10 protein-coding genes and 1 tRNA gene are annotated in these 12,514 nt (G+C 64.7%); all 11 read left to right on the top strand.

All coding sequences use genetic code 11. The annotated features are described in order from the left end of the window. The first annotated feature begins 41 nt into the window (after window positions 1–41). On the top strand, window positions 42–1,235 hold the full coding sequence (locus B5F74_RS05380; protein WP_087200682.1) for a phosphoglycerate kinase: 1,194 nt from the start codon (window positions 42–44) through the stop codon (window positions 1,233–1,235). Further along, window positions 1,225–1,995 (top strand): triose-phosphate isomerase, encoded by a 771-nt coding sequence (tpiA, locus tag B5F74_RS05375; RefSeq protein ID WP_066834483.1) that lies wholly within the window; start codon window positions 1,225–1,227, stop codon window positions 1,993–1,995. The genes B5F74_RS05380 and tpiA overlap by 11 nt, the downstream gene beginning before the upstream one ends. Before the next feature lie 3 nt (window positions 1,996–1,998). Then, window positions 1,999–3,552, top strand: a complete 1,554-nt coding sequence (gene gpmI / locus B5F74_RS05370) for a 2,3-bisphosphoglycerate-independent phosphoglycerate mutase (protein ID WP_255375105.1) — start codon at window positions 1,999–2,001, stop codon at window positions 3,550–3,552. A 200-nt stretch (window positions 3,553–3,752) separates the two neighbouring features. Beyond that, window positions 3,753–4,007 (top strand): preprotein translocase subunit SecG, encoded by a 255-nt coding sequence (gene secG / locus B5F74_RS05365; RefSeq protein WP_066834484.1) that lies wholly within the window; start codon window positions 3,753–3,755, stop codon window positions 4,005–4,007. Window positions 4,008–4,334: 327 nt separating this feature from the next. Then, on the top strand, window positions 4,335–6,020 hold the full coding sequence (locus B5F74_RS05360; protein ID WP_087200680.1) for an ABC transporter substrate-binding protein: 1,686 nt from the start codon (window positions 4,335–4,337) through the stop codon (window positions 6,018–6,020). A gap of 216 nt (window positions 6,021–6,236) precedes the next feature. Beyond that, window positions 6,237–7,274: an ABC transporter permease gene (locus B5F74_RS05355; RefSeq protein ID WP_087200678.1), complete on the top strand. Its 1,038-nt coding sequence runs from the start codon at window positions 6,237–6,239 to the stop codon at window positions 7,272–7,274. 12 nt (window positions 7,275–7,286) lie between these two features. Continuing rightward, window positions 7,287–8,243, top strand: a complete 957-nt coding sequence (locus tag B5F74_RS05350) for an ABC transporter permease (protein WP_087200676.1) — start codon at window positions 7,287–7,289, stop codon at window positions 8,241–8,243. Continuing rightward, window positions 8,243–9,361, top strand: coding sequence for an ABC transporter ATP-binding protein (locus B5F74_RS05345; protein ID WP_066834490.1), 1,119 nt, complete (start codon window positions 8,243–8,245; stop codon window positions 9,359–9,361). The genes B5F74_RS05350 and B5F74_RS05345 overlap by 1 nt, the downstream gene beginning before the upstream one ends. Continuing rightward, window positions 9,362–10,381: a dipeptide ABC transporter ATP-binding protein gene (locus B5F74_RS05340; protein WP_087200674.1), complete on the top strand. Its 1,020-nt coding sequence runs from the start codon at window positions 9,362–9,364 to the stop codon at window positions 10,379–10,381. A gap of 180 nt (window positions 10,382–10,561) precedes the next feature. Next, entirely contained in the window at window positions 10,562–12,256 is a 1,695-nt protein-coding gene (locus B5F74_RS05335) for an ABC transporter substrate-binding protein (protein ID WP_087200672.1), read from the top strand. 140 nt (window positions 12,257–12,396) lie between these two features. Beyond that, a tRNA-Leu gene (locus B5F74_RS05330) sits at window positions 12,397–12,486 on the top strand. Window positions 12,487–12,514: the final 28 nt, after the last annotated feature.

Raw genomic sequence — 12,514 nt, 5'->3', positions numbered from 1 at the left:
CTCCGCTTTCGCGGATGCATCAAGTTGAAAGGTAGATGCACATGGCTTTCACCAAGAAGACCGTTCGCGACATCGATGTCGACGGCAAGCGCGTCCTGATGCGCGTTGACTTCAACGTGCCCCTGAAGGACGGCGTCGTGACCGACGACACCCGCGTCCGCGCCGCCATCCCCACCATCTCCTACCTCAAGGAGCACAACGCCAAGATCATCCTCATGAGCCACCTCGGCCGCCCCAAGGGCGACGGCCCCGAGCCCGAGCTCTCCCTGAAGCCGGCTGCCGACAAGCTCGCCGAGCTCACCGGCTTCGACGTCAAGTTCGTCGACGACACCTACGGCGAGAAGGCCGCCGCCGCGGTCGACGCCCTCGAGCCGGGCGACATCCTTGTTCTCGAGAACGTCCGCTTCGACAAGCGCGAGAAGAAGAACGACCCCGAGATCGGCAAGATCCTCGCGTCCTACGGCGACGTGTTCGTGCTCGACGCCTTCGGCACCGCGCACCGCGCCCAGGGCTCCGTGGTGGGCCCGGCCGCGTACCTGCCCGCGGTCGCCGGCTTCCTGCTTGAGAAGGAGGTCGACACCCTGACCGGCATCTTCGCCGAGCCCGAGCGCCCGTTCGTCGCCATCGTCGGCGGCTCCAAGGTGTCCTCCAAGATCGGCGTCCTCGACCATCTCATCGACTCCGCCGACACCCTGATCATCGGCGGCGGCATGGCCTACACCTTCTTCCTGGCCAAGGGCTACGCTGTCGGCACCTCCCTGAAGGAGGAGGACTGGATCGAGCGCGCCGGCGAGATGCTCAAGAAGGCCGAGGACAAGGGCGTCAAGATCCTGCTGCCCATCGACAACATCGTCGCTGACCACTTCGGCGAGGACGCGGTCGGCGAGGTCGTCGACTCCGACAAGATCCCTGCGGACCGCATGGGCATGGACATCGGCCCCAAGACCGAGGCGCTGTACACCGAGGCCATCGCCGGCGCCAAGACCGTGTTCTGGAACGGCCCCATGGGCGTCTTCGAGATGGACCAGTTCGCGCATGGCACCGAGGCCGTCGCGCGCGCCGTGGCCGACTCCGACTGCACCTCGATCATCGGCGGCGGCGACTCCGTGGCCGCTATCAACAAGTTCGGCCTGGCCGACAAGATGAGCTGGATCTCCACCGGCGGTGGCGCCTCCATGGAGCTCGTCGAGGGCAAGGCCCTTCCCGGAGTGGAGGCTCTGAACGATGCCGAGTAACCGCACCCGCCTCATCGCAGGCAACTGGAAGATGAACAACGACGTGGCCGGCGCCGCCAAGCTCGCCGACGAGCTGGCTTGCGCCCTGCCCGAGGTCCCCGAGGGCGTCGAGGTCGTCGTCTGCCCGCCGGCCGTCGACCTGACTACGGTCAACGACCGCATCCAGGCCGCCCCGATCGCGCTTGGCGGCCAGAACGTGTACTGGGAGGCCTCCGGCGCCTATACCGGCGAGACCTCGTGCGACATGCTCAAGAGCGCCGGTGCCACCTACTGCATCATCGGCCACTCCGAGCGCCGCGACTACTTCCACGAGACCGACGAGGACGTCAACCGCAAGGCGAAGGCCCTGATGGCCGCCGGCATCACGCCGATCTCGTGCTGCGGCGAGTCGCTTGAGGTCCGCGAGGCCGGCAAGCACGTCGAGTTCGTCGTCGACCAGATCAAGAAGGACACCGAGGGCCTCGAGATCACCGATCCCTCCAAGTACGTGATCGCCTACGAGCCCATCTGGGCCATCGGCACGGGCAAGACCGCCACGGCCGACGACGCCCAGGAGGTCTGCGGCGCCATCCGCGCCACGCTCGTCGACGTCTTCGGCGCCGAGACCGCCGCGGGCATCCGCGTGCTGTACGGCGGCTCCGCCAAGCCCGGCAACATCGCCGGCTTCCTCGAGAAGGAGGACGTCGACGGCGCGCTGGTGGGCGGCGCCTCGCTCAAGGCCGCTGACTTCGCCGCCATGGTTGAGAAGGCGGGGGAGTAGACCGTGCCCAAGCATCTTCCTGCCCTGCTCGTGATCATGGACGGCTGCGGCCTGGCCCCTGAGGGCTCCGACAACGCCGTCGCTGCCGCGAACACGCCGTTTCTCGACAGCCTGTACGAGCACTACCCGCACACCACGCTCGGCGCTTCGGGCGAGGACGTCGGCCTGCCTGACGGCCAGATGGGCAACTCCGAGGTCGGCCATCTGAACATCGGTGCCGGGCGCATCGTCTTCCAGGAGCTCAGCCGCATCAACAACTCCATCAAGGACGGCTCCATCCAGGAGAACGAGACGCTGGCCCACGCCATGGACGACGTCGCCAAGAACGGCGGCACGCTGCACCTGCTGGGCCTCGTGTCCCCGGGCGGCGTCCACTCCATGCAGCGCCACGGCGAGAACCTGTCGGCCATCGCCGCCATCCACGGCGTCAAGCGCATCCGCTTCCACTGCTTCATGGACGGCCGCGACGTCGACCCGCACTCCGGTGCAGGCTACATCGAGACGCTGAAGCAGAACCTCGAGGCGCTGTCCGCCTACGCCGAGGTCGACGCCCGCATCGCCACGGTCTCCGGCCGCTACTGGGCCATGGACCGCGACAACCGCTGGGAGCGCGTCGAGCGCGCCTACGACGTCATCACGCTGCCCTCCGACACCGAGACCGATCCGGTCGAGGGCGTCCGCGCCTATTACGAGAAGGATGAGCGCGGCGATGAGTTCATCGAGCCGTTCGCCTGCCACAACGAGGGCGTGCGCGACGGCGACGCCATGGTGTTCTTCAACTTCCGTCCCGATCGCGCCCGCGAGATGACGCGCGCCTTCACCGAGACCGACTTCGACGGTTTCGAGCGCAAGGTCGCGCCGAAGCTCTCGCACTTCGTGACCATGACGGAGTACGACGACACCTTCAAGAACGTCGAGGTGGCGTTCCCCAAGACGTTCCCCGAGAACGTTCTTGCCGACGTCATCGCCCAGGCCGGCCTGAAGCAGCTGCATACCGCCGAGACCGAGAAGTACGCGCACGTCACGTTCTTCCTGAACGGCGGCGTCGAGGAGCCCAAGGAGGGGGAGGAGCGCGTGCTCGTGCCCTCGCCGAAGGTAGCCACCTACGACCTGCAGCCCGAGATGAGCGAGCCCGAGGTCACCGAGAAGCTCGTTGAGGCGATCAACGAGGACCGCGCGGACTTCTATATCGTAAACTACGCCAACTGCGACATGGTCGGCCACACCGGCGTGTTCGACGCCGCCGTCAAGGCGGTCGAGGCTGTTGACGATGGTCTGTCCAAGGTCATCCCGGCCATCCTCGCCAAGGGCGGCTTCGCGCTCATCACCGCCGACCACGGCAACGCCGATCACATGTTCGATGTCGACGCCGAGGGCGTGAAGCACCCGTTCACGGCGCACACCACCAACCGCGTGCCGTTCATCGTGGTCGATCCGGCCGCCAAGCTCACCGGCATCGAGGACGGTCGCCTGTCCGACATCGCCCCGACGATGCTCACCCTCGCAGGCCTGGAGCCCTCGGCCGAAATGACCGGCCGCATCCTCGCCACCGAGTAGACGGTCGGTTGGGGACGGGTTCGTTCCAACCCATCGATCCGAAAGGGGGTCGTCAGCGTCTGCTGGCGACCCCCTTCTGCTTAGGGGTTGGTTGGGGACGGGTTCGTTTCAGCCCCTTAACCCGTGGCGATTGCGTGCGGCGGGTTCAGGTGTGGTACCATACGGACTGTTCGAACGTACGTAGAAGGAGATTACGACTCATGGGTCCGTTCCAGATCATCCTGTTCATCGTGTGGGCACTGTCCACGCTCGCGCTCATCGCGCTCGTCCTCATGCACTCCGGCAAGGGCACCGGCGTCTCCGACATGATCGCCAGCTCGCTATACAACTCCAGCGCCGCGACCGGCATCATGGAGCAGAATCTCGACAAACTAACGGTTATCGTTGCCGTCGTGTTCGCGATCTGCATCGTGTTGGCGATGTTCTTCTTCCCGCAGGGCATCGTGGGCATCTAAGGGACGATTGAAAACAAGTTGCATTCGAGCCGCCTGGAAAAACGCCAGGCGGCTTTTTTCTTGGCACCGTCCTCAAGCGTATGGAGCTATAGGTTACAGAAATGTTACAAACCTCTAAAAGTATGCAGATGTGACCTGCGAATGCTCCGGTTTGCTAAAGAAAATCTCGGATTGAACCAAATTGAGCACTTTATTATGCAAAAGTTGCGGTACATTAGGGACCATCGCGTCAGGGGTGCAATCACAGCCTGAGCACCCCGCTTATGATCGCGTCGTAGGGGAGGGACCGCACAGGTCCCGCTTCTGAACTGTTTTAAGGAGGATGGCATGGCTGAAATCTTCAACAAGCCCATGGGTCGTCGCGCCTTCGTGGGCAGCGCTCTCGCTACCAGCGCACTCGCTGCGCTTGCCGGTTGCTCCAACGGCGGCAACACCGCAAGCTCCGGCTCCGGCACCGCTACCGACAGCAGCGCCTCGGGCGACAACGTCATGAGCTTCTACCTGTCCGAGCCCGCCTACATCGACCCGTACAACGCCCAGGAGAACCAGGGCACCGCGGTCGTGCGCGCCGTGTTCGACGGCCTGGTCACTTGGGACTGGGACACCAACGAGCCCAAGGCCATGTGCGCCACCGACCTGCCCGAGGTCTCCGAGGACGGCCTGACCTACACCTTCCATCTGCGCGAGGGCATGACCTTCCACAACGGCGACCCCGTTGACGCCGCTTCCTTCAAGCGCGGCTGGGAGCGCCTGGCCGACGGCACCATGTCTGCCCCGTCCGAGATCGGCTACCACCTGGCCCCTGTCGCCGGCTACGCCGAGATGGCTGCCGGCGAGGCCACCGAGATCACCGGCCTCACCTGCCCCGACGAGCTGACCTTCCAGGTCCAGCTGACCGACCCCATGGGCGACTTCGTGGCCGTCTGCTGCCACCCGGGTCTCGTGCCCGTTCCGCAGGCCGCTCTCGACGACCCCGCGTCGTTCCTCGAGCAGCCCATCGGCAACGGCCCCTTCAAGATGGACGAGGCCTGGCAGCACAACCAGTACATTTCCGTCTCCCGCTTCGACGACTACTACGGCGAGGCGCCCAAGCTCGACGGCGTGTACTTCTCCATCCAGGCCGACCCGGACGTCGCCTTCCGTGAGCTGCAGTCCGGCTCCATCGACTTCGCGATGATCCCCACCGGCCAGATCCAGGACACCATCGACCAGTACGGCCTGTCCGACGACGGCTTCACCGTCACCCCGGGCAAGCAGTGCCTCACCGGTACCGAGCTGTCCACCTACTACCTGGTCGTCAACTTCAACGACCCGGTGCTCTCCAACGCCGGCGTCCGTCGCGGCATCTCCTACGCCATCAACCGCCAGAACATCGTCGACACCCTGTACGAGGGCTATCGTGAGGCGGCCAACTCCATCATGCCGCTGTCCATCGACGACAACGAGCAGAACGTCTGGGCCGCCTGCGCCTACGATCCCGAGAAGGCTGCCGAGGAGCTCGACGCCGCCGGTTACCCCGCGGGCGAGGACGGCTCCCGTGGCATCAACGTGACGCTGGACTACAACGGCGACGGCGGTCATGAGGACATCATGTCCTCCATCCAGGCCGACCTCGAGGCCGTGGGCATCACGGTGACCCAGAACACCACCGAGTGGGCCACCTACCTGAACAACCTGTCCTCCGGTCAGTTCCAGCTCGCCCGCCTCGGCTGGACGGCTGACTACCCGACCATGGACAACTTCCTGTACCCGAACTTCTTCAGCACCGCGGACAACAACTACGGCCCGTACAACAACCCCGATGTCGACGCCGCCTTGCTGGCCGCCCGTCAGATCAACGACGAGGAGGAGCGCAAGGCCGCCTATCGCGAGATCTGCGCTACCATCGGCAACGACATGCCGGTCATCCCCATCATGTTCTACGCCCACAACTACGTTGGTACCGATCGCCTCGCGAGCTTCAACTACGACGCTCAGACCATCCCGCACTTCGAGACTGCTGAGCTCGCCTAGTTGCATGAAACGCATGGGTAAAATCCAGCACATGTGATGTTAAACAGGACACCGTCAATGTGGCGGTGTCCTGTTTGTTGTGTTAGACCCCTGTAGCTAACACGTTGTACTTTCGCTTGATGCAGTGTTTGCCCTATACTTGTAATTTCGCCGCGACAGGGGTCGATGAGCTGTGCCGCGGCGCGCTGTAAGAACCAGATGAGGGAGGGTATCGCTGTGATCAAGTACATCGCCAAGCGAATCCTACAGTTCATCCCCGTCTTCCTTGGCGTGACGCTGATTCTATTCATCATGCAGAACGTCGTGCCGGGCGATCCGATCAAGCTGATCGCCGGTGAGAGGAAGCTCGATCCGACGACGGAGATGAACATCCGTGCCGCCCATGGTCTTATCGAGACCGACGCCGATGGCAACATCATCTACGATGAGAACGGCGACACGATTCCGACGTCCATGCCCAAGCGCTACGTCAACTATCTGACCGATCTGCTCCAGGGTGACCTCGGCACCTCGTACCAGCGCGGTACGCCGGTCTCGAGCATCATCCTGCAGAAGTATCCCTACACGGTGCAGCTGGCGCTCGTGGCCATCGTGATAGAGGCGATAGTGGGTATCGGCGCCGGCATCATATCGGCGATCAAACGATACTCGTTCTGGGACGTCCTGGTGACCCTGGTCACGTCCCTGCTGGTGGCCATGCCCGCCTTCTGGCTCGGCATGCTGCTCCAGCTCATCTTCGGCATCTGGCTGAAGGGTGTCACGGGCGGCGCCGTGTCGCTGCCGATCTCGGGCGTCGCCGGACCGCGCGCCCTGTACCCGGATTGGATGTACTACATCCTTCCCGCCATCACCCTGGCCTCCGTGTCGACGGCCTACACCGCGCGCATCATGCGCTCGCAGCTGCTCGACGTCATGAACCAGGACTACATCCGCACGGCCAAGGCCAAGGGCCTGTCCAAGGGCGCGATCATCCGCAAGCACGCTCTCAAAAACGCGCTCATCCCGGTCGTCACCTACGTCGGCATGGACTTCGGCGCCATGCTCGCCGGCGCCATCCTGACCGAGACTGTGTTCTCCTGGCCCGGTATCGGCCGCGAGACCTACGTCGCCATCACCCAGCGCGACTGGCCCATCGTCATGGGTTCGGTCACGGTCATCGTCGTGGTGGTCATGGTCATCAACCTTATCGTAGACGTGAGCTACGCCTTCCTCGATCCGCGCATCAGGCTCGGCAGCTCTAAGAACGAGGGCTAGGAGGCAGCGCATATGAATTACCCCGTTTCGCGTCCCGACGCACAGGCGTATGCCGATTCCATCGCCGTCGAGCACGGCGGCGTCGCATCCGCCGATAGCGGCAAGTCCCGCACCCTGTGGGGCGACGCGCTCGGACGCCTGAAGAAGAACAAGCTTGCGGTGATTGCCGCGATCTGGATCCTGTTCATCATCGTGATCGCGCTCTCCGCCGACCTGTGGGTGCCCCAGGTCCTGGGCGACCCGAACGCGACGGCCGCCAACATGGCCGCCGAGTCGCGCCTCCCGCCGTCGCTCGAGCACCCGTTCGGCACCGACACCCTCGGCCGCGACGTGCTGTCCCGCGTCATCTACGGCGCGCGCATCTCTCTGACCGTCGGCGTGGTCGCCACCGGCATCTCCACCGCCATCGGCCTCGTGATGGGCGCCATCGCCGCGTACTACGGCGGCATCTGGGACACCATCATCATGCGTCTGGCCGACATCTTCCTGGCGTTCCCCTACACGCTGTTCGTCATCGCCATGATTGCGGTCATCGGCAACGGCATCCAAAACGTGTTCATCGCCATCGGCATTCTCGGCTGGCCGAGCATCGCGCGCGTGTTCCGCTCCGCGATCCTGTCGGTCAAGCAGAACGACTACGTCGACGCGGCGCGCGCCATGGGCGCTTCCGATCTGCGTATCATCGCCCGCCACATCTTCCCGAACTCCGTGGCCTCCATCGTCGTCTACGCGACCATGAACATCGGCGGCGCCATCCTGACCGAGTCCGCGCTGTCGTTCCTCGGCATGGGCGTCGTTCCGCCCGATCCCTCGTGGGGAACGCTGATCCAGTCCGGCCAGCAGTACCTGCAGACCGAGCCCTGGCTCATGGTCCTGCCCGGCCTGGCGATTCTCTCCACGGTGCTTGCGTTCACGCTGCTCGGCGACGGCCTGCGTGACGCCCTCGACGTCAAGATGAAGGATGCATAATGGCAAAGCGTAAGAACGACTGGGTCGATCTCAAGGAGCAGCCGGTTCCTGAGGGCCAGCACCTGCTCGAGGTCGACAACCTCAAGATGTACTTCCATACCCAAGACGGCATCGTCCACGCGGTCGACGGCGTGTCCTACACGCTCGACCGCGGCGAGACGCTCGGCGTGGTGGGCGAGTCCGGCTCCGGCAAGTCGGTGACGCACATGACCATCATGGGCCTCATCGAGATGCCCCCGGGCAAGATCGAGGGCGGCGACATCCGCTACCGCGGCCACTCCATCCTGGAGATGTCCGAGGAGGAGATGCAGCATATCCGCGGCAACGACATCGCCATGATCTTCCAGGACCCCATGACCTCCCTGAACCCGGTCTACAAGATCGGCCGCCAGGTGGGCGAGGGCCTGCGCCTGCACCGCGGCTACTCCAAGGCCGAGGCGCTCAAGCGCGCCACCGAGCTGCTCGACCTCGTGGGCATCCCCGAGCCCGAGAAGCGCGTGAACGAGTATCCGCACCAGTTTTCCGGCGGTATGCGCCAGCGCGTCATGATCGCTATGGCGCTCGCCTGCGACCCCGACATCCTGATCGCCGACGAGCCCACCACGGCGCTCGACGTGACCATCCAGGCGCAGATCATCGAGCTCATGCAGGAGATGCAGCAGAAGAACGGCAACGCCATCATCATGATCACGCACGATCTGGGCGTCGTGGCCGACATGGCCGACAAGATCATGGTCATGTACGCGGGCCGTCCCGTGGAGTTCGGCACGGCCGAGGAGATCTTCTACGACTCCCGCCATCCCTACACCTGGGGCCTCATCCGCTCCATTCCCGACCACGCGCTCGAGGAGAAGAAGGAGCTCACCCCTATCGCGGGCAACCCGCCGTCGCTCGTGAACCTGCCGAGCGGCTGCCCGTTCGCCCCGCGCTGCCCGTATGCCGTCGACGTCTGTCACGAGAAGGTCCCCGGCCACATCACGACCGAGACCGGCCATTACTCCGCGTGCCACTTCGCCGACGACCCGAACTTCCTCAAGTTCGCGCCCGAGAACTCCCGCACGCGTGCCGACCTGGCAGCGCGCCAGAAGGCCGCCTCGACCGAGAAGAAGGAGGCATAAATGGCTGAGAACACCCCTCTGCTCAAGGTCGAGCATCTGTGCAAGGAGTTCCCTGCGGAGTCCGGCGTGTTCGCGGGCCGCTTCGCCAAGAAGGTCTCTGCCGTCAACGACGTGAGCTTCGAGATCATGCCGGGCGAGACGCTGGGCCTGGTCGGCGAGTCCGGCTGCGGCAAGTCCACGACGGGCCGTTCCATCATGAGGCTCACGCGGCCGACGTCGGGCAAGGTCTACTTCGAGGGCCGCGACGTCTCTAAGATGAGCAAGCGCGAGCTCAAGGACCTTCGCCGTCAGATGCAGTTCATCTTCCAGGATCCGTACGCGAGCCTGAACCCCCGCATGACGATCGGCGAGATCATCTCCGAGCCGCTGCAGATCCACGGCGACGGCCGCAGCGCATCCGAGCGCAACAAGTACGTGCGCGAGCTGCTCGACATCGTCGGCCTGAACCCGGAGCATATCAACCGCTACCCGCATGAGTTCTCCGGCGGCCAGCGCCAGCGTATCGGCATCGCCCGCGCGTTCGCGCTGCATCCCAAGCTCATCATCTGCGACGAGCCGGTCTCCGCGCTCGACGTGTCCATCCAGGCCCAGGTCCTGAACCTGCTGAAGGAGCTCCAGAAGCAGTTCGGCACGGCGTACCTGTTCATCGCGCACGACCTGTCCGTCGTGCAGCACATCTCCGACCGCGTGGCCGTCATGTACCTCGGCAAGATCGTGGAGCTCTCCGACTGGAAGACGCTGTACTCCGAGCCGCATCATCCGTACTCGCAGTCGCTCCTGTCGGCGGCCCCCATCCCGGACCCCGACCTGATGAAGTCCCGCCGCCGCATCATCCTCGCGGGCGACCCGCCCTCGCCGATCGATCCCCCGAGCGGTTGCCGCTTCCACACGCGCTGCCCGATCGCCAAGGAGATCTGCGGCGCCGAGCAGCCCGACTTCAAGGAAGTTGAGCCCGGGCACTTCTGCGCGTGCCACTTCGCGGCCCCGTACCCCATCAAGGAGTCCCATATCGATCTCTAGGATCGATGCACGCCTGTCCAGGTCTCTTGAGGCCCCGGCTGAAGAAGCCGGGGCCTTTTTGATGGCGGTCGCCGCGGGGCGCCATCTTGCGCGCGTGGGCCGTGCGGCCCGATGATAGGGGGTTCGGTGGAGGTGCGCGCGAATTGCTACAATGTCCAAAACCTTGAGTGAGGAGCCTCTATGCGATCGGATATTCGTGTGATGAGCCGTCGGGATCTGCTGCGCGCGACGATAGCCGCGGCGGGCGCTCTGGCGCTTGCGGGGTGCACGGATCTGAGGGGCGGGGAAGGGTCCGCCGAGCTCGAGGGCGGCGACCCGCGCGAGGGTGCCATCGCCGTCTCGTCGGTCAAGCCGCTGTGCATCGACCCGTTCAACGCCGTCGACGAGGCGGGCGCCCAGATCTGCTTCCAGCTGTTCGATCCGCTCATGCGTTACGACTACGAATACGGCGTGCTCACCTGCCTTGCCGCCGAGAGCTACACGGCATCCGAGGACCAGCGCGAATTCACCTTCACCATCCGCGAGGCCTATTTCCATAACGGCGAGGCGGTCCGCGCGCAGGATTTCAAGCGCGGATGGGAGCGCATCGCCAATCCGTCGAGTGCCGCCGCGGGGGTGCTGGGCGCCTCGAACGTCTCCTTTTTGCTCTCGCTCGTCGAAGGCTATCAGGACCTGCGCGAGGGGCGCGCGAGCGGGCTGTCGGGCATCACCTGCCCCGATGACCGCACGCTTGTGGTCCGCCTGTCGTCGGCCTATGCCGACTTCCCCTATGTGTGCGCGCACCACTGCCTGGTGCCCGTGCCGGACGATGCCGACGCGGACGCCGAGGCGTTCTCGCGCATGCCGGTGGGCAACGGTCCCTACAAGATGACCGAGGCGTGGGACGGCCAGTCCGCGCAGATCGAGCTGTCCCGTTTTCTCGACTACGCGGGCACCGTCACGACGATCGACACGGTCCGCTTCACGTTCTACGACAGCGTGGGCGACGCGTACCGTGCCTACGAGGCCGGCGACGCCACGCTGGCGCCGTGCCCGATCGAGAGCGTCGACGCCAACGCGGCGAGCTGGAAGTCCTCCGACGACGAGCGTCTGAGGATCACGTCGGGACGCCGCTGCGTGCTCGGCGTGTCGCCGGTCGTGTCGTATCTGGTCTGCAACACCTCGGTCGCCCCGCTGGACGATGTGCGCTTCCGCCGTGCGATCTCGCTCGCCATCGACCGCGACGGCATCTCCAAGCGCGTCTACCGCGATGCGCGGATGCCCGCCGACGGCATCGTCGCGCCCGTGGTCCCCGGATACCGCGAGGGTGCCTGGCCGTACTGCGTCCATGACAACGACGCGGCCGAGGAGCTGCTCGACGAACTGTACCCGACGGGTGCGGGCGGCGCGCGCGACGTCACGCTGACGATCACCTACGGCGAGGACAGCGGGCAGAGAAACGCCATGGAGCAGATCGCCGAGAGCCTTTCTGCGGTGGGTATCGCCTGCGAGCTCGAGGAGCTGCCCTTCGAGGACCTCTACGTCCGTTACCGCTCCGGCTCGTTCATGCTGGGGCGCTACGACTGGTCGTGCGATTTCGCCAGCATGGACAACGTGCTGTACCCGCTGTTCCATTCGGCGTCGCTCAGCGCGTACAACTTCTCCCGCTATGCGAACGAGCAGGTGGACACCTGCATCAACGAGGCGCGGTCGACGGGAAGCGAGGGGGAGCGCACGAGCAGGCTGCAGGAGGCGGAGGATATCGTCGCGCAGGACTGCCCGGTCATCCCGTATCTGTTCGGCAGCTATGCCTATGTGGGCAACCAGCGCATCGAGCAGCTCCATATCGATGCCGACGGCTTCGCCCATCTGGGGGAGGCGGAGCTTGCGGACTGATGGGGCCCTGCGTCTTGGACGCAGGAAATAGCCTGTGACCTGCGGAACTGTACGGCTCGTGCAATCATTTCCAAATTTCTCAAAAAAGTACTTGCACGTGCGGGAGACTTTGGGTTAATATCTTTCTCGCTGAAAGGCAAGTCGGAGTGGCGGAATTGGCAGACGCGCTAGCTTGAGGTGCTAGTGACCATTTCTCGGTCTTGCGGGTTCAAGTCCCGCCTCCGACACCATCGAGTGTCAAGCCTCCTTCGGGAGGCT

The sequence above is a fragment of the Collinsella sp. An271 genome (assembly GCF_002159695.1).
Classification (GTDB): Bacteria; Actinomycetota; Coriobacteriia; order Coriobacteriales; family Coriobacteriaceae; genus Collinsella; species Collinsella ihumii.
Note: the sequence above shows the minus strand (reverse complement) of the source record. Positions and strands in the feature narration are given on the sequence as shown.